The 21,183-nt window shown below is 67.8% G+C and carries 24 protein-coding genes; 19 read left to right on the forward strand and 5 right to left on the reverse strand.

All coding sequences use genetic code 11. From position 1 onward, the window contains the following. The first annotated feature begins 49 nt into the window (after positions 1 to 49). Together BLU79_RS39905 and BLU79_RS39910 are read left to right on the forward strand one after the other, a co-directional pair. Positions 50 to 1,255, forward strand: coding sequence for an SUKH-4 family immunity protein (locus tag BLU79_RS39905; protein ID WP_093910929.1), 1,206 nt, complete (start codon positions 50 to 52; stop codon positions 1,253 to 1,255). Continuing rightward, entirely contained in the window at positions 1,252 to 1,821 is a 570-nt protein-coding gene (locus tag BLU79_RS39910; protein ID WP_256333634.1) for a GNAT family N-acetyltransferase, read from the forward strand. The genes BLU79_RS39905 and BLU79_RS39910 overlap by 4 nt, the downstream gene beginning before the upstream one ends. A 43-nt stretch (positions 1,822 to 1,864) precedes the next feature. Here the strand turns inward: BLU79_RS39910 and BLU79_RS39915 are convergent, their stop codons facing one another. From BLU79_RS39915 to BLU79_RS39920, 3 genes are all read right to left on the reverse strand, one after another. Beyond that, positions 1,865 to 3,109, reverse strand: a complete 1,245-nt coding sequence (locus BLU79_RS39915) for an LPXTG cell wall anchor domain-containing protein (RefSeq protein WP_093910930.1) — start codon at positions 3,107 to 3,109, stop codon at positions 1,865 to 1,867. A gap of 478 nt (positions 3,110 to 3,587) precedes the next feature. After that, the gene (locus tag BLU79_RS47935) at positions 3,588 to 4,061 is read right to left on the reverse strand and encodes a HEPN domain-containing protein (protein ID WP_143052560.1); all 474 of its coding nucleotides are present in this window, start codon (positions 4,059 to 4,061) and stop codon (positions 3,588 to 3,590) included. Further along, a complete protein-coding gene (locus BLU79_RS39920) occupies positions 4,058 to 5,185 on the reverse strand; it encodes a DUF262 domain-containing protein (protein ID WP_093910931.1) in 1,128 nt (375 codons plus the stop codon). The genes BLU79_RS47935 and BLU79_RS39920 overlap by 4 nt, the downstream gene beginning before the upstream one ends. Before the next feature lie 272 nt (positions 5,186 to 5,457). Between BLU79_RS39920 and BLU79_RS39925 the strand changes: the two genes are divergently transcribed. Together BLU79_RS39925 and BLU79_RS39930 are read left to right on the forward strand one after the other, a co-directional pair. After that, positions 5,458 to 5,904, forward strand: coding sequence for a GntR family transcriptional regulator (locus BLU79_RS39925; RefSeq protein ID WP_093910932.1), 447 nt, complete (start codon positions 5,458 to 5,460; stop codon positions 5,902 to 5,904). Between the two features lie 11 nt (positions 5,905 to 5,915). After that, positions 5,916 to 6,485, forward strand: a complete 570-nt coding sequence (locus BLU79_RS39930) for an HD domain-containing protein (protein ID WP_177001354.1) — start codon at positions 5,916 to 5,918, stop codon at positions 6,483 to 6,485. Here the strand turns inward: BLU79_RS39930 and BLU79_RS39935 are convergent. Continuing rightward, positions 6,473 to 6,946 carry an NUDIX domain-containing protein gene (locus tag BLU79_RS39935; RefSeq protein WP_093910934.1) on the reverse strand — a complete coding sequence of 158 codons (474 nt, stop codon included), beginning with the start codon at positions 6,944 to 6,946 and terminating at the stop codon, positions 6,473 to 6,475. The genes BLU79_RS39930 and BLU79_RS39935 overlap by 13 nt on opposite strands. Then, positions 6,946 to 7,713, reverse strand: a complete 768-nt coding sequence (locus tag BLU79_RS39940; RefSeq protein WP_093910975.1) for a helix-turn-helix domain-containing protein — start codon at positions 7,711 to 7,713, stop codon at positions 6,946 to 6,948. The genes BLU79_RS39935 and BLU79_RS39940 overlap by 1 nt, the downstream gene beginning before the upstream one ends. 554 nt (positions 7,714 to 8,267) lie before the next feature. Here BLU79_RS39940 and BLU79_RS39945 point away from each other — a divergent pair. From BLU79_RS39945 to BLU79_RS40020, 15 genes are all read left to right on the forward strand, one after another. Further along, on the forward strand, positions 8,268 to 9,074 hold the full coding sequence (locus BLU79_RS39945; RefSeq protein ID WP_093910935.1) for a DUF4097 family beta strand repeat-containing protein: 807 nt from the start codon (positions 8,268 to 8,270) through the stop codon (positions 9,072 to 9,074). A gap of 52 nt (positions 9,075 to 9,126) precedes the next feature. Further along, positions 9,127 to 9,576 carry a DUF3307 domain-containing protein gene (locus BLU79_RS39950; RefSeq protein ID WP_093910936.1) on the forward strand — a complete coding sequence of 150 codons (450 nt, stop codon included), beginning with the start codon at positions 9,127 to 9,129 and terminating at the stop codon, positions 9,574 to 9,576. Positions 9,577 to 9,669: 93 nt separating this feature from the next. Beyond that, positions 9,670 to 9,960, forward strand: a complete 291-nt coding sequence (locus BLU79_RS39955; RefSeq protein WP_093910937.1) for a hypothetical protein — start codon at positions 9,670 to 9,672, stop codon at positions 9,958 to 9,960. Then, positions 9,957 to 11,099 (forward strand): conjugal transfer protein, encoded by a 1,143-nt coding sequence (locus BLU79_RS39960; protein WP_093910938.1) that lies wholly within the window; start codon positions 9,957 to 9,959, stop codon positions 11,097 to 11,099. The genes BLU79_RS39955 and BLU79_RS39960 overlap by 4 nt, the downstream gene beginning before the upstream one ends. After that, positions 11,096 to 11,479, forward strand: coding sequence for an RRQRL motif-containing zinc-binding protein (locus BLU79_RS39965; RefSeq protein ID WP_093910939.1), 384 nt, complete (start codon positions 11,096 to 11,098; stop codon positions 11,477 to 11,479). Before BLU79_RS39960 ends, BLU79_RS39965 begins: the two co-directional genes overlap by 4 nt. Positions 11,480 to 11,560: 81 nt before the next feature. Continuing rightward, on the forward strand, positions 11,561 to 13,789 hold the full coding sequence (locus BLU79_RS39970; protein ID WP_093910940.1) for a cell division protein FtsK: 2,229 nt from the start codon (positions 11,561 to 11,563) through the stop codon (positions 13,787 to 13,789). A gap of 141 nt (positions 13,790 to 13,930) precedes the next feature. Then, complete coding sequence (locus tag BLU79_RS39975) at positions 13,931 to 14,182, forward strand: hypothetical protein (RefSeq protein WP_093910941.1); 252 nt, start codon at positions 13,931 to 13,933, stop codon at positions 14,180 to 14,182. A gap of 16 nt (positions 14,183 to 14,198) precedes the next feature. After that, complete coding sequence (locus tag BLU79_RS39980) at positions 14,199 to 14,393, forward strand: hypothetical protein (RefSeq protein WP_093910942.1); 195 nt, start codon at positions 14,199 to 14,201, stop codon at positions 14,391 to 14,393. 20 nt (positions 14,394 to 14,413) lie between these two features. Continuing rightward, entirely contained in the window at positions 14,414 to 14,881 is a 468-nt protein-coding gene (locus tag BLU79_RS39985) for a hypothetical protein (protein WP_093910943.1), read from the forward strand. A gap of 19 nt (positions 14,882 to 14,900) precedes the next feature. Next, positions 14,901 to 15,191: a hypothetical protein gene (locus BLU79_RS39990; RefSeq protein WP_093910944.1), complete on the forward strand. Its 291-nt coding sequence runs from the start codon at positions 14,901 to 14,903 to the stop codon at positions 15,189 to 15,191. A gap of 181 nt (positions 15,192 to 15,372) precedes the next feature. Next, complete coding sequence (locus BLU79_RS39995) at positions 15,373 to 16,251, forward strand: bifunctional DNA primase/polymerase (RefSeq protein WP_093910945.1); 879 nt, start codon at positions 15,373 to 15,375, stop codon at positions 16,249 to 16,251. A 331-nt stretch (positions 16,252 to 16,582) separates the two neighbouring features. Then, positions 16,583 to 18,130 (forward strand): YfjI family protein, encoded by a 1,548-nt coding sequence (locus tag BLU79_RS40005; protein ID WP_093910946.1) that lies wholly within the window; start codon positions 16,583 to 16,585, stop codon positions 18,128 to 18,130. A 339-nt stretch (positions 18,131 to 18,469) separates the two neighbouring features. Next, positions 18,470 to 18,697, forward strand: coding sequence for a MerR family transcriptional regulator (locus tag BLU79_RS40010; RefSeq protein ID WP_093910947.1), 228 nt, complete (start codon positions 18,470 to 18,472; stop codon positions 18,695 to 18,697). An 84-nt stretch (positions 18,698 to 18,781) separates the two neighbouring features. Further along, complete coding sequence (locus BLU79_RS40015; protein WP_093910948.1) at positions 18,782 to 20,047, forward strand: tyrosine-type recombinase/integrase; 1,266 nt, start codon at positions 18,782 to 18,784, stop codon at positions 20,045 to 20,047. A gap of 198 nt (positions 20,048 to 20,245) precedes the next feature. After that, the gene (locus BLU79_RS40020) at positions 20,246 to 21,103 is read left to right on the forward strand and encodes a DUF6551 family protein (RefSeq protein ID WP_093910949.1); all 858 of its coding nucleotides are present in this window, start codon (positions 20,246 to 20,248) and stop codon (positions 21,101 to 21,103) included. The last annotated feature ends 80 nt before the right edge of the window (positions 21,104 to 21,183 follow it).

The following is a 21,183-nucleotide window of genomic DNA, read 5'->3' on the forward strand; positions in this document are numbered from 1 at the left end:
TCGGCCGTGTCCTGCCCGGGGGCGGCGAGCAAGCGCATGCGGGGGAGCCATGAGCACGACGATCACGACTCGCGCCGGTGATACGGCGATCATCCTGACGGAGACCGAGCTGGATCCGTACGTCACGCACGCGTCGACGCGGCGATGGCTGACCGGGCCCGGACTGCCGTGCGACAGCGGTGTGTTGAGCTTCGCCGAGCTGGGCCGCGAGGGCTTGCGGACCGTGGCGGACTCGACGGGCGGTCCGGGCGACCGGCTGGCCGCGGAGCTGCGGGACCAGCTGGTGATAGGCGGACTGCTGGGCGTCGGCGCCCTGGAGACGGAGTCGGTCCTGCTCGACGGCGCGACGGGCGAGATCTCGACGACGCACTTCCTGTACGACCGCCCCGACCTGATGGGCCGCCGCCCGCTGGCGCCGTCGTTGCGGACGCTGGTGCGCTTCGCGGAGGCGACGGACGAACTGGCCGGTCTGCGCGGCCAGTTCGCCTCCTACGTCGGCCGCTACGGCCCGAAGGCGGTCGCGGACGCCTCGCGGCACCTGCTGGCGGTCTTCGAGGAGGCCACGGACGGCGAGCCGGCGCCCTTCTGGAAGATGGCGGCCCTGATCCGCCCGCTCGCGCTCGTGGCGGGCCGGGCCGGCGCGTCGGGCCTGGCCCTGGACCTGCCGCTGCGCCTGCTGGACCAGGAGTTCGGCCCGCGCAAGATGGTGCGCTTCGAGGAGGTCGACTTCCCCGCCACGCTCACGCACGAGCCGACCCGCCGCTTTCTGCGCGAGGTCGGGCTGCCGGAGGACTGCGACCTGTTCTCCCTCGACCTCGACACCGACGTCCCCCTGCCGACCCTGGCCGAGCACTACGCCGACGTCGCCCCCTCGGCCGAACTCCCCTTCCGGGCCGATCACTTGATACGTCTCGGCCGGCTCATCGAGGACAACAGCCTGGTCGTCGACGGAGCGACGGGCGCAGTCCTGAACTGGAGCGAGCCCGAGGCGCGGCTGTTCCCCCTGAACACCGACATCTCGACGCTCGCCTTCACGCTGTGGCTGCTCCACCGTGAGCAGGCGATCGACGAGGAGTCGGGCCACGAGCTGACGGCCGACACCTATGACCAACTGGCCATGACCATGCTCCAGGTCCTGTCGACGGTCGACCCGACCGGCGTCGCCGCCGCGGGCGGGGACGGCCGGCACTACTGGACCGAGGTGTTCCAGGACGCGGCGAGCGGGGTGCTGGAGTCGGTGGGCGGGGTGCGGTGACGTCGGGCAGGGGGGTGGGTGAGGGCGTCCGTAAGGACAAGGACAACATCACCGTCCGCCCGGCCGAACCTGCCGATTTGGCGGCAGTCGCCGAACTCCGCTGGGAGTGGATCCTGGAGAACGACGGCGCCGCACCGGCGTCCCCGGCCGTCGATCGCGAGGATTTCGTCCGCCACTTCGTCGCCTGGGCGGGGCAGAACGCCGCCTCGCACCGCTGCATGGTCCTGGCCCGCGATGCGGAGATATCAGGGACCGCAGAGACCACGGGGACCACAGAGATCATCGGCATGGCGTGGCTGGCGGTCGTTCACCGCGTCCCGACACCGCACGCGCTGCACCGGGCATCCGGTGACCTCCAGTGCGTGTACGTCGTCCCGGAGGCGCGCGACGCGGGTCTGGGCGGTCGGCTGATCACCGAGACCCTGGACAGGGCTAGGGAGCTGGGGCTGGAGCGGGTCACCGTCCACTCCTCACCCCGGGCCGTCCCCGCGTACGCCCGCCAGGGTTTCGAGAACTCGCGGCGCCTTCTTCAGGTCCGCGTCGCGAGGACGACGCCGTATCCCTGAGGCGTCGTCCCCTCGAGTTCGCTGCCCCTGAGGTCGCGTACCGCTACGAGGACTTGGCGGTGGCGCGGCGGCGGCGTACGGCCAGGACCAGGACACCACCGAGACCAGCAGCGGCGGCTGCGGCGCCGGCCAGGAGCGGAGTGCCGTCGGAACCGGTGCTGGCGAGGTTGCCGTCGAGGGAGCCGGTGTCGGAGCCGCCGGTCGTGGCACCCGTCGAGGCGCCGGCGGAAGTGGAGCCGGTGCTGCCCGTCCCGCCGGTGCCGCCGGTGGACTGGCCGTCGGGGTCGTTGCCGTTCCCGCCGCCGGTGGAGCCGCCGTCCGTCGAGCCGCCGGAGGTGGCGGGGTCGGGTTCGTTGTCGGTGGGGATGGCGATGCGGATCTGGGCCTTGTCGTTGGCGGGGTTCTTGTCGAACGTCGGGTGGATGTCGTAGACGGACGTCGCCTTCACCTCGCCGGTGGTGGTCTTCGCGTCGTCCTTGATCTCCAGCATGAAGGTGAAGGAGGCGGTCTCGTCGACATCGAGGGTGGCGTCGGCGGGCCGGCAGACGTATGTGGACTTGCGCGGCGTCCCACCGGGCCCGGACGGCCCGTCGATCGCGAACGGCGAGCACTCCTTGGGTACCTCGGCGGCGACCGTGCCCTTCGGGATCTTCACCATGAGCGCGGTCAGGTCGTCGCTCTCCTGGTTCTGGATCCAGCCCGGTCCGTCGTTGCGGAGCTTCACCGTGACGGACTGCTTGTCTCCTGCGAGCGCCTCGGTGTCGTCACCGACGGCGACGAGGTCGGCCGAGCTGTCGGCGGTCAGGGTCAGCCGCCGGTGACTGTCGTCGAATCCCTCGCCCGGAGCCGCACCGGTGGCCGAGGTGCCGTACTGGACGGCCTCCATCAGCGCGTTGGGCAGCGCCTTGAACCGCACGGGCGTCTCTACGGACGCGCCGGGTTCGACGACGGTGTCGAGCTCGCAGAGCGCCTGCCTGACCTGGTCCTCGACGGTCGAGTAGGTACAGCCCGCCACGGGCTCGGGGAAGTCCAGCCCCCGGGTCAGCCGGATCCGGAAGGTGATGCCGTCCGCGGCCGCGGTGCCCTTGTTGGTGACGACGACGTTCTCGTCGTACACCTCACCGGGCTTGGGAGACGTACTCGGCAGACTCGAGATCACCAGGGAGGGCTCGCCCTCGGCGGCATACGCCGAGGAGACGGCGACCGCGGGAACGGCCGCGACGATCGCGGCGGCGGCCACGAAGGCGGCCGACTTACGGAGGTGCGAGGGGCGGATGCGCTGGCGCACGGATGGGTCTCCTCGTCGGGACAGGAAGCACGGCGACCGGACGTTTGCCGTCCAGTCATGTTCTGGACAGCTGGAGGGGGCTGAGGGTTGTGCTTCTGTTTGAGGAGAGAGAGTGGAGAGACGGGGCGGACGAACAACAGGGCGGCACCCTTGGTCGGATGCCGCCCTGTTGCCTTACCTGCTCAAACGCCAGAGGCCGTGGCGGGAATCGAACCCACGTAACTCGCTTTGCAGGTTTGTCCGGGCTCGTTGGGGCGTGATTCGGTCTCGTTCAGAGGGGTTCATATCCGTCCGTAAGCAGGGAGAGCGAGGGCTCCATGAACGAGCCTGGACGGCCGCGAACGGCTAGGAACGAGACGGAAACTGAGACGGGGGCGCGAGCATCCTGCGAGCTCACGCCCCGTCTCAGCTCAGGTCCCTACGTGGGCTATCTGCGTTGTGCGCCAGCGTCTCCTGGGCGTTGACAGACATTCTGGGATCACTCCGGATCGAAGACTTCTGACAGCTTGTCCATTAGGATGCATGCGTCATTGAAGTATTGCAGCATCGTTGACATGGTGATGCCAGTGTCTCCGCCGTGTGAAACGTTATTCCTGACGGTTGCGATACTGCCGATTGATTCGAGCTGGTCCGGATATTTTTCCGAAATTTCTCGCCACCATTCTACGCTGAAAGACTCGATAAGCTGTTTCAGCTTCTCGGAGTCGATGTTGCGTAGTTTTTTTAGCTGGCTTCCAACATACCGTTGGATCGGTTCTGAAGAGCGCTTCCGGCAGTATTCGGTGACGAGCTCTTTGACGGATTGCTCTACGAATCCGGAAGTGAGAATGCAGAGGTAGCGGGAGTAGTGAGATATTAACTCCCCGCTAAGGTCTGCCCCGTCGATTGTTTTAAAAAGAGATGTGAGACGCTGCTTTCTTCGAGCGACTTCCGCTCTTCCGCGCGAGGTCATGCGACGCTCGCGAACGCATCGGTGGACAGCTGGATGCGTTCGGCGACTGACTCTTCACCGGCTGTCGAGTACGTGGTGGCAGCTCTGTACTCCTTGTTTATCATGAGCGCCTCATATGCTTGCTTGAGTTGCTCATGACTTGTGATGTCGCCGGATGCAAGTCGCTGCATTACGCCCACCATCACCGAGTCGAGGACGGCGGCGTTGAGCGCCCTAACGGGCTTGAAGGCGCGCGCGCCAATTGCTTCGTAGATGTGACGACATGCGGCTCGAAATAGCCCGGCAAGCTCTTCTGAATCTTCAGGGGTTCGGTCTCGATTATTCTCCAGGTACTGGTTGAGGAACCCCTTTACTGGGCGGAAGTAGGAATCGAATTCTTCGAACAGTGCGAACACTCGAAGAGTCAGCTCATGATCCTTGTAGCGCTTTGATGGAGGGCCGTACAGCTCGCGCCAGTTAGGATCCTCGTTGAGCTCCCCGAGGAGCTGAAGAAAGGGTCCATTGAAGAGTGCAATTCGAATTTCCTGGGGCTGTAGGGGGCTGCCGCCCGTATTAAGCCTTTCGAAGATTGAATAGATTGCTTGCTGAGATCCGGTAGGAGAATCTTGCCTTAGTACCGTCGCATGGATGATGCTGTCGTCAAGGCGGCGACGGTCTTCATCGTCCAGTTCTTCGTATGTCTTCCCGTAGAACGGCTCCTGTGCGTATTTTAGGCGATATTCGCGGCCGGCGTGAATTCCGGAATAATAGGCTTGGAGGGAGCGGAGTCGCTGCTGTCCGTCGAGAACAAGCAGTGCATTGGATTTCTCGCGAACCAGGAAAACGCCCGGGACTGGCAGCCCGAGGAGAAGAGACTCAATGAATCGATCCATTTGGGGGCGATTCCAAACGAACCCTCGCTGGAATCCTCGGATTTCGTCACTTTCTGTGTATGCAGGATTAAATGAGGGGATCTGAACATCGCCTCGATCGAGGCGCTTAACGAGGCCATCGACCGGATAATCTGCTCCGTATGATGTGATCTCGTATGTGACGGTGAGGACTTCCTCCTCTGCGTCGATATCTAGAACGTGTTCGTCATCTTCTGTTTCGACTTCGGCTCCGGGCTGTTCGTTGTCCGCCATGAGATCTCCTAATCAGCCTTATTGACAGGTTGCTGTAGAGCTGTCCAGGGGGTCTAGTTGCCTCCCTGGCCCGTGGTCGATCGTAGACGTAGCGTTACACCCGAAGCGGGGCTACCGATGATTTCTGTGCCAAACACTCAACCGCGTGACGCCGCCGGTGACACGAGGGCCGGCCTGAGGGTGTGACCCATGACCAGTCTGTAGAAGGTGCATGGTCACTCGGTCGTGGGACCCTTGGCGGTGAGCTATGGAGCGTTGCGAGAGGAGCCGAAGTGCCGGAGGCCAGTCCGCGCGGAACCTACCTGATCATTGCCGAGACGCTGCGAAGCGAGATTCAGGCGGCGGACGGCAGGGACATTTTGCCCTCGGAAGCCGACCTGATGGACGCGCACAGCGTCTCCCGGAACACGATCCGCCGCGCGCTCAAGGTTCTCGAAGCTGACGGAGTCGTCGAGTCCGCCCCCGGGATCGGGTGGCGCGTGGTCCGGGGAGGTGACCGGCGGTCGCTCACGGAGCGCATGACGGACGTGATCAAAGAGGACTCACTCTCAGTAGGGGACACGTACCCGTCAGAAGCGAAGCTGTGTGAGCGGTTCGGAGCGTCCCGGACGGCCGTACGCCGTGTCCTTGCTCAGATGGAAGGAAACGGCTTGCTCACCACCGTGCACGGCAAGGGGCGGACCGTGCGCGCTCTCCCGGCGTCCGCCGCCCGGCCGTAGGCTTGGCCGCCATGGGACTGACTGAGTGGGCGTACGCGCTCTCTGAATCGCTGCTTTCCGATCCGCTTCCGCGCAGGTGGGCGCACTCACTCGGGGTCGCCAAGCGCGCTCGCTCCCTGAGCTCGATCCTGGGGGACGACGCGGAACTGTTGGAAGCGGCGGCCGTGCTGCATGACATTGGTTACTCGCCGACTATTGCCGTCACGGGCTTCCACCCCTTGGACGGCGCGCGGTTCCTCAGGGATCAGGAAGGTGCGGACGAACGGGTTGTTCGTCTTGTGGCGCATCACTCGTGTGCCTTGCTGGAAGCGGAGGAACGCGGACTTCGACAGGAACTTGAGGGCGAGTTCGAGCTAGAACGCCCCGACCTGGTGGACGCCTTGCTCTACTGCGACATGACGACGACGCCGGACGGGACGCAGACGACGCCGGCTGAGCGGCTGGATGAGATCGTGCAGCGATACGGCCCCGACACGATCGTCGGGCGGTTCATCCAGCGCGCGGCCCCCGAGATCCATGCCGCGTCGAAGCGTGTCGGGGATCGGATGGCGAACGCCTCTGTTGGTCGTCAGCCGATGTAAGGCTCTTGCCGCGCATCATCGAGACCGTGCCGGATGCGCAACATCATCGAAGGGTGGATGTCCAGCCCATCAAGGTCCGCCGGATCAATCCAGCGGACCTCTTTCGATTCGCTACTTGTGCGCGGGGAACCGCCGACCGGGTGGGCCCGGAAGCAGATGGAGAACTGTTGCCGGACCTCGCCGTCGGCGTACGCCAAAACGTGCTCCGGGTCGGTGTAGAGCCCGACGATGTTGTCGACCTCAACGTCGATACCGGTCTCTTCCCGAACCTCGCGAACGACCGTGTCCGCGATGCGCTCGCCGATGTCGTGACCACCACCGGGTAGGGCCCAAAGATCGTTGTCGGTCTTGTGGATGAGCAACAGTCGCCCCGCAGCGTCCCGGACAACCGCCGTCACCGACGGGACGACCGAGTTGGCCTTAGGGGCGTGCGGGTCGCGGAAGTAGTCGATCCGGCTCATCAGCGTGTGCCTTCCCAATCGGCGGGTGACGAGATCGGACGCGCCGACTGCCACACCTTCTCAACGCTCTCAGCGTAGGCGTCGAAGAGTTCACCGCCGGGGACGCGTCGCAGATGGAGCACGGGAGCCATGTACGCGCCGACCCCGTAGAGGTGGCCGTTCGCCAGCATCTCGTCATCGGCCCGGTAGATCGAGTTGTAGAGCGTGGTGCCGTGCAAGCGGAACTCGACACCCGGGAGACCGAAGAGCGGGGCGTAGTTGATGAGGGCGTTGCGAATCTTGCCTGCCATCGCGGCGCCGATGCCTTCGTCCTCGCCCCGCACGGCCACGGCCGGCGACTCGGGTTCTCCCAGCATGAGGCGGATGGCCACTCCGTCGGCTGCTTTCTCCTTCACGATGCGGTGAAACGTCGCGTCCTCGGTGAGCCAGAACCCCGAGTACACCAGTAGGTCAAACTGCCGGGTTGCCTTGGAGTAGAGGTTCGTCCAAAGGGTCTGCATCACGACGGACCGATGCGGATACAGCCTGACCAACTCCGCGTTGCCGGTTGCGGTCACTTCGGCCGACGTCCGTTCGTCCGGCCAGAGGTACGAGACTTCGCACTTCAGAAGTGAGGCGGTCGCGTACTGGAAACGGCGATACGGCTTGCGCTCCGGGTCGTTGATCCAGCGCTCTACTGTCTTGGCCGAGACGCCGAGACGTTCGGCGACCTCATCAAGAGTCAGGCCCAAGTCGACTATCGCGCCGCGCAGTCGCTCGTTCGCCACGTCCAACCTCCGCTCACTCGGGACGACTTGGTACGACTTCACGCTAGCTAAGAACGACCTGAGTCGTACAGGCGCGAAGTCGATCGTCGCCGCCGCCAACGCCACTCTGTAGGTACATCGAGCGCGAGGGTCTCGCCGAACTCCACAAAGCCGAAGGGCTTGACGGGGCGAACCTTCCTCTGCAAGATGAGGAACACGTAATACATGTTCCTCATGCAGGGTCCGGAGAGCAAGGCCCGGATTCCGCCCTGCGAAGAACTCAACAGAGTGCCGACCCAGCCACCTGAACACGGGTGGTCGATGGGTGCGGGTCACCACCCCGACCGCCCATGTTGGGCCGGGTGACCTGCCCGACTCTGCCTCTCGGGGCGACAGTCGGCACTTCTTGATCCAAAGCCCGCAGAACCTTGACGAGGGCAGACCCTCGCGCCTGATCGCCCGCCCGATGCGCGGGCCGCGCACCCCACCACTGACTTCCGGTACGGCGGCACTCCCGGACAAGGACAGCCCGCCGCGCCTGGTCTCCCTATCCCGACGCAGTCAGGAGTTCTTCCATGACCGAGCGCACGATTCCCGTGGACGTCATCGGCCCGATCGCCCTGGATCTGACGATGAACACCGGCAGTATCCGCGTCATCGTCGACACCACGCTCAAGCAAGCGCACATGGTGCTGACAACGGAGGCCACCTCCGGCCTGTCGGCCGACGCGATCCGCGACACCACCGTCAGCCTGAACGGGCAGAACCTCAGGGTCCGCGTCCCCGACCTCGCCGGCGGCATGAGCGGCACGACCACCGTCAGCAGGGGCGGCTACACCATGACGTTCTCCGGTGGCAACGGCGTGCAGATCGTGAACGGCAACGTCCACATCAACGGCGGCGGCAAGGTCTTCATCAACGGTCGCGAGGTCACCGCGACCGGCCCGGCCGGGGATGCGGTGACGCCGATCAGCGCCGTTGTCCATCTGCCCGCCAAGTCGGTGGCCGCAATCAGCACGCACACGGCGAACACCGTCGTCACGGGCGTGCTGGCCCGACTGGAGTACGACGGCACCTCCGGGATGCTGACCGCTGACCGCGTCGGTGACCTTGAAGCCACGGTCACCAGCGGCAGCGTCATCGTCGGCGAGGTGAACGGCCCGCTGGACATCAGCCTCACGTCCGGCAGCGTCAACGTCGGCGCCTACAGCGGCCACCACGCCCGTCTGAACGTCACGTCCGGCAGTGTCCGCATGGCAGCAACCGCGCAGTCCAGCGGCCGTCTGTCCGTGAACGCCACGTCCGGCAGCGTCCGCGTCACCGGCGCGGGTCACCTGAACGTCCGCCGCCGGGTGACCAGCGGCCACGTGCAGATCAGCTAGCACCCGCCCGGATCGCGCCCCGCAGCTTCTTCCGGACAGGAGTCCGCCGCCGATGCACGCTGCCACGTTCGCCGCCGTCTTCATCGCTCTGTACGTCGCCCACAGCGTGGGTGACCACTGGGTGCAGACCTCACACCAGTCCGCGCACAAGGGCCGTCCCGGGTGGGTCGGCCGTCTCGCGGACGCCCGGCACGTCGCCACCCTGACGCTCACCAAGGTCGCCGTCCTCATCCCGGCCGCCGCGCTGCTGGACCTGCACCTGTCGGCGCTCGGCATTCTCGCCGGACTCGGCATCGACGCCGTCACGCACTGGTGGGCCGACCGGCGCACCACGCTCGCGTGGCTGGCCCGGGTGACCGGCAAGGGCGAGTTCTACCGGCTCGGTGCCCCACGCGCCGGCCGCGACGACAACCCGCACATCGGTACCGGCGCCTATGCGCTTGACCAGTCCTTCCACCACCTGTGGCTGCTGGTTGCCGCGCTGGTCATCGCCACCGTCTGACCTCCGTTCTTCGCGGGGCGGTCGCACTCCCGGACAGGACAGCCGACCGCCCCGTGCCCTTCCCGACGTATCAAGGAGAGATCCACCATGCGTATGCGCACTTTCGTCGCCGGCCAGGAAGCGCACGGCGACATCGAGTTCGCGGAACTGGCGCTCGGTATCGACGTCGACCTGTTCCGTGGGCCGCTGGAGTTCGAGACGGACGGCGAGCGTGCCGCCCGTGAGGACGCGGCCCGTGACATCCTCGCCGACCTGCGTGCGGAGGCGGAGGCCGGTGACGAGATCGCCGGTTGGGACGCCCTGTACGCCGACGCGCTGACCCGTACGGTGCCGTTCCTGCGTGCCGCTCGCGGCTACCGGCCGGGGACGGGGGAAGCGGCGTGAACGAGACCCGCAAGCCTCTGACGAAGGTTCAAATTAGCGTCCTGACGGCCGCGTTCGTGCCCATGCTCGCCACGGGCGTGATCGGCGGTATTGGCACCTACAGCAACATCGGACACGCCTACGGCAGGGGAACCGCCCTCGGTGCCCTCGCCGCCGGCGAGGGCGCAACCGCCGTGCTCGCGCTCGTACTGCTGGGCCTGACCATGCTGGGACAGTCCTCCCCGCGCGTCGTCCGGATCGGGCTGTGGGCACTGCCGGCCGCCGCCGCCGTCATGGGCGCCATGGCCGCGCCGGACATGGGCCGGACCGTCATCTATGCCCTGACCCCGATGGGCATGTCCGTGTCCGCTGAGGGCATGGCGTTCCTGGCCCGGCGCATCGTCGTCCACACCGACGGCCGCGACGCGGAGAACGAGCGGCGCACCGCCGACATCGTGCAGGCCCTCGCCTACCACCGCGCCCGTGCCGCTCAGCACCCGGTCAGCCGGGTGCGGAAGCGGTCGGATCGGGCGTCGTGGCGTCTGGCCCGCAAGGTCGGGATCGGGGACGCGGAGCTCGGATCGAGGCTGCTGGATGTCCAGCGCGATCGGATCACCGCCGGTGCGGATGCCGCGCTCGCGTCGATGTTCGGCGGCACGACCCCCGCCCTCGCCCCGATTCCCGACACGGACGCGAATGCGGAGGAATCCACCGAGACCATGAGGAATCGGTCTACGGCTGACCTGCGGGAATCGACCCCGGCGCCGTCGGTGGTGCTGACCCGATTCGCCGCGCCCGATCCGGTAGCGGTCGACTTCATGAAGCCGACGCTTCCCTTCAAGCCGGTCCCGGCGATCGCCCCGGCGGTCGACCCGGTCAAGGCCGATCCGGCGCCGGCCGGTCGGCGGGCGGTGGCGGCTGACTCCCCCCGATCCCGTCGGGCGACCGGCCGGGTTCCCGACGTGGCCCGCTCGCCCCGGACCAAGCGCACGACGGATCAGTTGCTCGCTGAGGCGCGGACCGCGACCGCCGATTGGCCCGATGCCCGGATCACGGCAGAGGGCATCCGCCGCGAGGTCCACACCTCGCCGGCGAACGCGCGGATGCTGCGGGACACGATCCTTGCCGAGCGCGCCGCCGGTGGCGCTGAAGCCGCGTGAGCCGGCTGACCCTCGCCGACTGCTTCGACCCCACCGGCGAGCGCTTCGGCATCCCCACCTACCCGTGGCGCTACGCCCCCGACGACTTGGCCACCCGCCGCCAACTCCGCATCCGCGGACTGCGCCCGGGAGGTCAGGACATCGCGGCACAGATCCTCAGGCCGCGCCGTCGCCGCGAACCGCTGACTGCATACCTGTACCGGGTCGACCTCGCCCGCCCCGTGCGGCCGATGACCCCGGCGAGGTGGGCGGCGCTCGCCAAGGCCAATGCCGCCCGCCGCCGCTGCCCCGAGTGCCGCCGGGACGCCGGATACGTCATCCCGCCCACGCTCGGAACCTGCGTGACCTGCGCCTATCCCGAGGAACAGCGCGCCGCTTGAACCACACGAACCCGGGCCCGGCCGCCCACCTTCCACAGCAAGCCGGCCGGGCCCTTCGACTCCCGAAGGAGTGCGTACATCGTGACGGAAACCACCGCCTTCCCGCCCCCGGAGGACCCCGAGGGCACCGAACAGCCGACGGCCGACATCGTGCCGTTCCCGATGAAGAAGAAGACCGACCCCGCCGACCCGGCCATGCCGGCCGGTGTGGTGAAGCCGGGGGAGTGGGAGGCCGAACTCCCCGACACCGACGACCCGGAGGCCGAAGGGCTGAGCGAGGGAGCGCCGGTCGACCCGCCGCGCGAGGTCTACCCGCCCTCGGTCGCGGAATGGATGGAGGCCAGGGACAAGGCCCGGATGCCGGTGCTGCCGGACTGGGTGAAGCTCCCTGACCAGCGCACGGCCGTCCGCAAGTGGGCGATCCGCCACTACTCGGCCGTGGTCGGGTATCACGCCGTGCGTCTGCCGCTGGTGTACACGCCGAAGATCTGCGTGTACTCGCCGCGCGGCGCGTGGCGGTGGTCGGCCGCGATCGGCCGATGGGTGTTCGACGCTGAGGGCAAAACGCTGCGTCTCGCGTCCGTGGCGAACGAGGATGCAGCGGAGTACCTGAAGCTGTCGCGGCAGCGCAACGACCGCGTCCGGCTGCGGGGGATCGTGGCGACGATCGCCGGTTTCGTCGGTCTGGCCGCCGCGCTCACCCTGTACGTCATGGCGCCGTCGTGGCTGCTCATGCTGGCCATGGCGACGCTGACCACCACCCTCGGTGTGGTCGGGGCGCCGGCGGACCGGCCGCTCATCGACATGGCCAAGGTGACGTTCCGCAAGCGGCGGCTGTCGTCCGACATCGTCATCCGCGCGCATGAGGCTTCCGGGCTGACCACCAAGGATCAGACGATCGCGTTCCCGCGCCCGATCGGCCGGGACGGCGACGGCTGGCGGGTGGTCGTGGATCTGCCGTACGGCAAGACGTTCGAAGACGCGATGAAGGCTCACGCCCGTCTCGCCTCCGGTATGGACATCGCCCCGACTCAGCTCTTCCTCGACAAGGACGAGACGAGCGGTCGGCGGGTGTCGTACTGGATCGCCGACCGTGACCCGCTCGCCGTGCCGTCGGGCAAGTCCCCGCTGCTGGGGGCGACGCGGGTGGACTTCTGGAAGCCGTTCCCGTGGGGCGTGGACGAGCGCGGCAACCCGGTCATGGCCACGATGCTGTGGCTGTCGCTGCTGGTCGGCGCCGTGCCGCGTCAGGGCAAGACGTTCTCCGCCCGCACGATCGCGCTCGCCGCCGCGCTGGATCCGTACGTGCGCCTGTACGTGTTCGACGGCAAGGCGTCGCCGGACTGGCGCACGTTCGCCAAGGTCGCCCACCGCATCGGGTTCGGCATCGTGCCGAAGAACGGGGTCGACCCGGTTCAGCACCTGCTGACCTCGCTGCGGGAACTCAAGGCGGACGTCGAAGACCGGTACCACCGGCTGTCCGAACTGCCGCTGCACGTCTGCCCGGAGGGCAAGCTCACCCCGGAGATCAGCCGGGACAAGAAGCTGAACATGCCGCTCACGCTGTTCGTGGTGGACGAGGTGCAGGAGTACCTGACCCACCCCGAGCACGGCAAGGAGATCCTTTCCCTGATGGTCTACCTCGCCCGGGTCGCCCCGGCGGTCGGTGTCTCGGTGATGACCGCGACACAGAAGCCGGACGACAAGGCGTGCCCCTCGGAGCTGCGTGACCAGCATCAGGCCCGGTTCGCCCTGCGGGTCGGCGCCTACCAGGTCTCGGACACGATCCTCGGTGCGGGCTCGTACTCGGAGGGGTTGGACGCGTCCAAGCTGCTGAAGTCCCACAAGGGTGTGGGCCTGCTCAAGGGCATGTCGGACGACTCCGGGATCGTGCGCACCTACCTCGCCGACGGCCGCGACGCCGACCGCATCCTGACCCGCGCCGCCGCACTGCGGGAGGCGGAGGGGACGCTGTCGGGTGACGCGGTCGGCGAGGCACCCGCCCCGGAGACGTCCGCGACGATCCTTGACGACGTCGCGGCCGTGCTCGGCAAGGGCGAGGCCAAGGTGTGGTCCGAAACGGTCGTGGACCGGCTTGCCGACCTGCGGCCCGACGTCTACGGCCCGTGGGCGGAGTTGGAGCCCAAGCCCAAGGCGGAAGCGCTCACCGCCGCGCTCAAGCCGTTCGGCATCGGCACGGTGCAGATCAGCCGGCGCATCGACGGCGAACAGGTCAACAAGCGCGGCATCAAGCGCGACGACCTCACCGCCGCGATTACGGAGCGCAACAAGAAGCGGGACGCCGGATAGGTCTCACGGACTGCTACCGGTAGCGGCAGACGTCGCTACCGGTAGCAACCCTGCTAGCGACCCAAACCGCCCCTGATCAGGCCGCTAGCACGTAGCGGCCGACCTGCGAAAACCCCCTTCAACCCCTCTGAGAGGCCCCTGATGAGCCTTGCAGCGCTCGCTACCGCCTTCCTGCTGCTCGTCACCCTTGGTTACATCGTCAAGTGCTGGCTGAGCCCGTTCGGGGACTGCCGCAAGTGCGACGGCATGGGCCACGAACTCAAGACCGACCGCAAGGGCAAGACCAAGCGCGGCCGTGACTGCCGCCGCTGCGACGCCACCGGCAAGCGCATACGCGTCGGCCGCTGGATCTACAACCGCGCCGCGCGCACCTACCGCGCCGGCACCCGCTGACCCGCCGGGAGACACCGTGACGCTCACCATCCCGCTCGTTCTGCTGCTCGCCGTCGTCGTCGTTCTGCTGCTGCGCTTCCGCGCGGTCGGCGCCGGGGCGGCCGTCGCCGTCGCGCTCTTCGGCTTCTACCTCGCCCACACCGGCGCGGCCGACACCGTCAACCGGCTCGTCACCGCCGTCACCGACGCCCTACCCGGCATCACCCGCTGACCCGAAGGGAGACCAGCACCGTGAACGAACCCACCGCGTACGGCCACCTCGCCGGACACGAGACGGCGGCCGTGGAAGTCCACACCCCCACCCCGATCGTCCCCGCCCACACCGCGCCGCTCATGCCCATGCAGCCGGGCGCCATCCCGACGGTGGCGAGCGTCATCCTGCCCGACGGCCGCGTCGTCACCGGCTACGCCATCGAGCCCGCCAAGCCCGAACCGGTCGTCGCCAAGCCGGCCGTCTCCCGGGCGGCGGTGAACATCGCGCTCGGGGGCATCGGGTTTGGCGCGCTGTGCGGCGGCTTGGTCCTGCTGACCACGTTCATCGCCTCGCTCGCCGCGCTCATCCATCAGCTCATCATCCTCGCCGCCGTCATCTTCGGCGGCTGGATCGCCGTGCAGGTGTTCAGCGCGAGCGGTCACGGCGGCGGAACGACGGTCAACATCCGCAAGGCCGTCATCAAGCGCAACAAGTTCTACGGCTGACAGAAGGAGATCAACGCCCGTGATCCGACTGCGCATTCAGGTCGCCCACTGGCGTCGCCGGGCCCTGGTCCTGACCGACACGCCCCGCCCCGACTGCCGCGACTGCGAGGGATTCGGCGGCATCGAGCACCCCTACGGCGACGGCAACGGCGAGTACGCCGGGAGCGACATCGAGTTCTGCGGGTGGTGGAACGAGTCCCGTCGCTGGGTCCTGCTTCCCCTGCCGCGTCGGCCCCGGTGGCTGCGTCGCCGTGACAGCGGCCGTGACCCGTGGGGGCCCGACGGCTACAGCAACGAACCGCCCTTCTAGCTCTGCCCCGTGGGCGGCGGCACTCCCGGACAAGGACAGCCCGCCGCCCACGGTCTCCGAGTCCCGACGTAGCAGAACAGGAGACCTACAGCATGACCCAACCGCGCGTTTTCGGCGAGGGCCGATCGGCCCTCGCCACTCGAACGGGGCGAGCGCCCCGGCCGCGTCTGGATCCGATCTCGTGAACGCCGCGACGACCCCTCTGAACATCGCCCTCGCCCTCTCGTCGGCCGGCGTCCCGGTCCTGCCGCTGAGGCGCGGCAAGGTTCCCTTCGGCAACTGCCGTTCCTGCAAGGACGGCGCCTGCGGCGGCCGACCCAACATGAAGAGCGCGGGCCCCTGTCAGTGCCCTGCCCCGTGCCACGCGTGGGCCGCTGCCACCACTGACGCGGGTGTCCTGACCTCGCCAGTGTGGGCGGCAGTGTGGCGTGAGGCGGTAGCGGTCGCCTATCACCCCGGCGGGGTGGGGCTGACGGTGGTCGACCTGGACAACGCGGCGGCCGTCGCGTGGGCCCGGGAGACCCTGCCCGCGACCCGCATCGTGCAGACGACGCGGGGCGAGCACTGGCTCTACCGGGGCGCCATGCCGTCGTCCAACGCGGTCCGGCCCGGGGTCGACATCAAGTCCTTGATGCAGTACGCCCGTTGGCTCGGACCCGGAACCGGCCGCATGGCCGTTCTCCCGGCGGCCGTGCGCGCCCTGGTGGTGAAGGAAGACACCACCCCCGCCCCGGGGGAGGTGGTCTCTTCTCTCCCGACGCGCGCTCCGTGGTCGCGGCAGGTGGCCACCGGGTGCCGCCATACCGAGCGCTACGTCCGCACCGGCCTGGAACGCGGCCTCGCCCTGGTACGGGCCCGCGCCGAATCCGGCGCCGGATCACAGGCGTTCGGTGTCGCCCGGTTCCTCGCCGCACAACACACCGGGTGCCCGGGACCGTGCGGCCTCGCCGCGATCGGTGAGGAGATCGTGACGGCCGCCGTCTTGGTGGGTGTCCCGGAGAGCTACGCCCGCCGCGCGGTCGCCAACGGCCTTGAGACGGCCGTGGAGCGTGCGGCATGAATAAAGCATCCCGAACCCCCACGAACAGCCCTCAGGGCGCCGTACAGCGCCCGCCACGGCCGCGCGTAGGCGAACCGAAGGTCGCCGCCCGCAAGGGCGTCCTTTCTGCCGTTGGTTCTGACCCGCAGACGGTCACCGTCACCGGCATCACCCCGGGGCTTCAGATCCAGTGCGAGGGCATCCCTGTCGCGGACTGGCTCTGTGCCTGCGGGCATCACGAACGCGCCCGGGGCCGTGCCGCCGTCATCCGGCTGACTGCCCGTGTCCGCGTCGGTGTCTGCCCCCACACCACCACCGCCGAAGGGAGGGCGGCCTCATGACTCCACAGCCTGTGGACAGCCCCGACCTGTGGGCCGGACTGCCCACCCTGGAAGACCCGCACGGCGAGGACGACGCGGCACCGGACGTGTGGGAGGACCCCATTCCCCTCACCGGCCGCAGGGAGCGTCCGCCGTTCCCGGCCCACGTCCTCCCCACCTGGTTGGGGGAGTTCGTGACGGCCGTCGCACAGGAGACGCAGACCCCGGTAGACCTCGCCGGTTCGGTCGCCCTGGCCGTGCTCGCCACGGCGGCCGGCGGCCGGTCGGTGGTCCACGTACGCGGCAACTGGCGTGAGCCCACCAACGTCTACACGGTGGTGGCGCTCCCGCCCGCCAACCGCAAGTCCGCCGTCTTCGCGCTGCTGACCAACCCCCTCTATGAGGCCGAGAAGCAGCTCAAGACCGCGATGCAGCCCGTGATCGTAGAAGCGGAGCTGACGGCACGCCTGGCCAAGGAAGCGGCCGACAAGGCCGCCGCCAAGGCCGCGTCCGCCGACGGCGACAAGCGGGATGAGATGGTGGCGACCGCCGTGGGCCTCGCGCAGACGGCTGACACGCTCACCGTTCCCGCCGAACCGGTGCTGTTGGCGGACGACTCGACACCCGAGACGGTCACCTCGCTCATGGCGGAACAGGGCGGCCGGCTGTCGGTGATGAGCGCCGAGGGCGGCATCTTCGACATCATCGCCGGCCGCTACTCCGGGGCGCCCAACATGGAAGTCTTCCTGAAGGGGCACGCCGGGGACCGGCTGCGGGTCAACCGGCAGACCCGCCGCGAGTACATCGACGCCCCCGCCCTGACCATCGGTCTGGCCGTGCAGCCGGACGTGCTGAGGGACATCGGGAAGGTGAAGGGGTTCGAGGGACGCGGACTGCTGGCCCGCTTCCTGTACTCCCTGCCGGTGTCCACGGTCGGTGAACGCGAGATCATCACCGACCCGGTCCCGGAGCAGACGGCCGCCACCTACACCGCGAAGGTCATCGACCTCGCCCTGTCCCTGGCGGAGTGGACAGATCCGGCCGTCATCCAGCTCACCCCGGAAGCGGACGCGGCGCTGATCGCCTATCAGAAGCGCATCGAACCGCAGCTCAAGGCACGCGGCGGCAAGCTGGGCCACATCTCCAATTGGGCCGGAAAGCTGGCCGGGGCGACCGCCCGCATGGCCGCGTTGCTGCACCTCGCCGAACACGGCGGCAACGGCTACGCCCACCCCGTCACCGAAGACACCATGCGCGCGGCTATCGGGCTGGGGGAGTACTACACGGCCCATGCCCTCGCCGTGTTCGACGTCATGGGCGCCGATCCGGTCCTGTCCCGCGCCCGCAGCGTGCTGGAAGTGCTGAGGGACAACGGATGGGAGGACGTCAGCCGGCGGGACGTCTTCAGCGTCCTGTCTCGCAGCGAGGTCCCCACCGTCGCCGACCTCGAACCGGCCCTCGCGCTGCTGGAAGACCACGGATACCTGCGGTCCTACCAACCCGAGCGCACCGGCAAGCGCGGACGCCCACCGGCACCCCGCCTGCAGGCCCACCCGTCCCTGCGCCACGGCGGCCGGTGACCCCGCCCGCGCGCATAACCCCCCTCGCACAAACCGCGAAATCGCAGAAAACCCCGGGCACCTCTGCTGACCTGCGACGGCCCCCCACGCCGACCCCGGACGGGGGCCCGTCGCACAATCCCGCGATATTCCGCAAAAACCGATCGCCATCCCGCCCACGGGGACCGGCCGTCGGCCGCCCCTGATTTTTGCGGAATATCGCGGGTTTCTGCGGAGCACCGCCCACCCCCGCCCGCGCACCACATCACCGCAGGTCAACGGGCATCCACGGGTTTTCTGCGGATATTGCGGTTTGTGCGGCGGCATCTGCCCATGAACTCAGCCCTACAGGAGTGAGCCGTGGACGAACCCACCACCCTCCCCCTCGCCCCCGCCGAAGACCCGACCCTGGTTCTCCTCAAGGTCGAAGAGGCCGCCCGCCGACTCCGCATCGGCCGGACCAAATGCTTCGCCCTTATCCGCACCGGCGCACTGGAATCCGTCATGGTCGACGGACTCCGCAGGGTCCCAGCCGACGCCCCGGCCGCGTACGTGACCCGCCTCCGCACCGCCCAACGCGCCGCTTGACGACGCCCGGGGCGGCGGCACTCCCGGACAGGACAGCCCGCCGCCCCGGTCTCCATCCCGACATCAAGAAACAGGAGCCTGCCCGTGGCAGAGGACAAGAAGAAGCGCACCCGACAGCCGAACGGCCGAAGCTCGATCTACTTCGGCAAAGACGGCAAGTGGCACGGCCGCGTCACCGTCGGCATCCGCGACGACGGCACCCCGGACCGCCGCCATGTCGAGCGGAAGACCCGCGCCGAAGTGACGCTCGCCGTACGCGAGTTGGAGAAAGCGCGTGACGCCAAGACCGTGCGGAAGCCCGGCAAGGCGTGGACGGTCAAGGCGTGGCTGACTCACTGGATTGAGAACGTCGCGCCCCTCGCCGTGAACGACAACACGATGGTCGGGTACGGCGTGGCCGTCCGGAAGCACCTCATTCCCGGCTTGGGGGCGCATCGTCTCGACAGGCTGAAGCCTGAGCACATCGAGGCGTTCTACGCCAAGATGCAGGCCACCGGCAGCAAGCCCGCGACCGCGCACCAGGCGCACCGCACCCTGCGCACCGCCCTCAATGAGGCGGTACGGCGTGGCCATCTCGGCAAGAACCCCGTTCAGTTGGCCAAGGCGCCGAAGACGGGGGAGTACGAGGTCGAGCCCTACAGCGTCCAAGAGGTACAGCGGTTGCTCAAGGCCGCTGACCAGCACCGGAACTCCGCACGCTGGGCCGTTGCCCTCGCCCTCGGACTGCGACAAGGGGAAGTGCTCGGGCTGATGTGGGACGACGTCGACCTTGACGGTGGGTTCCTCGTGGTCCGCCGTAGTCGCCACCGGCCGCAGTACGCCCACGGGTGCGTGGAACCCTGCGGACGCAAGGCCGCCGGTTATTGCCCGCAGAGGCGACGCACCAACCCGGAGTTGTCCACCACCAAGTCACGCGCCGGCCGCCGCGCGGTCGGCCTCCCCGAACAGCTCGTTGACCTACTCCGTGCCCACCTCAAGGCACAGAAAGGGGAGCGGGCGGCGGCCGGGAAGCACTGGGAGGAGAACGGGTTGGTCTTCCCGGATGAGTACGGCCGTAGCCCGTCCCACCGCCGGGACTGGACCGAGTGGAAAGCTCTGCTCAAGGAGGCGAACGTTCGCGACGGACGTCTACACGACGCCCGCCATACGGCCGCGACGGTTCTACTGATCCTCGGCGTTCCCGAGCGTGCCGTCATGGGCCTCATGGGTTGGTCGACCACAGCCATGGCCGCTCGCTATCAGCACATGGTGGACGCCGTGCGGACGGACATCGCGAGGCAGGTGGACGGCCTGATCTGGCAGTCCGATGCTCTCCGGCCGAGGGCTGACGGAGGCAAGGACTTGCCCTAACAAGTCATCTCGTTCGGCGAGTCTGTGGTAGTGCCGATACGTTCACGCGCGGGCGTTCTGTCTGAGTCGGTGAATTCGGGTGCTGAATAGCCCAGTTGCCGGATAGTCTGATCATCACTTAGTCGCCGTCTCCCGCATTCGGGAGCTGACATGTGTCGTCGTCACCCCCACTGGAGTGCTGACACAAAAGGAGAAGCCTTGCCCGGCAAGGACTACAGCTACGACATCCCGGACCACCCGATCGAGTACATCAAGGTGGACCCGAGGACTATCAAGTTTGACCACCGCGCGCAGCGCAACCTCAACAAGGCCCGTGCGGCGACCATCGCTGAGAAGCTGGTCCCCACCGCACTCGGGACGCCGATCCTCTCCCAGCGCGATGACGGTCTGTACGCGGTGGACGGTATGCATCGCGTCTACGCCTGCCAGCTCATCCTGACGGGGAAGGTCTCAGTCTCGGAGGAGGTTCGCGAGGCTATCCAGACCATCACCTGTGAGGTCCACTCCGAGCTCTCTATGGCCAATGAGGCGTCGCTGTTCATCATCAAGAACAAGGAGTCCTCGAAGGTCGGCCCGAATGACGAGTTCAGGATCGGCGTATTGGCTGGGCATCCGCTCTTCCAGGACACCAACACCGTCCTGGAGAAGCACCAGCTCAAGGTAGGTAGCAGCAGCGTCAACGGCGTGCGCGGCATCAAGGGGATCCTCAGCATCGTCATGGAGCACGGCCCCGAGATCCTGGACCTGTCGCTCACCATTGCTGAGGACGCCTGGGGTCGTACCCCAGACACCTGGCACTCCGTCACTATCGGAGGCATTGCCACGGTGATGTCCAAGCACTCCGGTGAACTGAACCCCCAGGAGTTGGCGCAGAAGCTCAAGCGCCAGGGTGACCCCACATCCTTCAGGGCCAAGATCCAGACCATCGCCACCAACAACAACACCCGCCACGACGGCACCAAGGGCCGCCTCAAGGCCGCTCACTTGGCGGTTGCCTCCGCCTGGAACGCTAACCGCCGCGTCAACCGCATCCCCGTCCCGAACATCTTCGAGTAGTCCCAGCCGACGCGGTGCCCCGCCCGCTACCTGCGGCGCGGGGCACCGCGCCTCCTACGCCTGTAACCGTCAACTGAGAC

Source organism: Streptomyces sp. cf386, assembly GCF_900103585.1.
Lineage (GTDB): Bacteria > Actinomycetota > Actinomycetes > Streptomycetales > Streptomycetaceae > Streptomyces.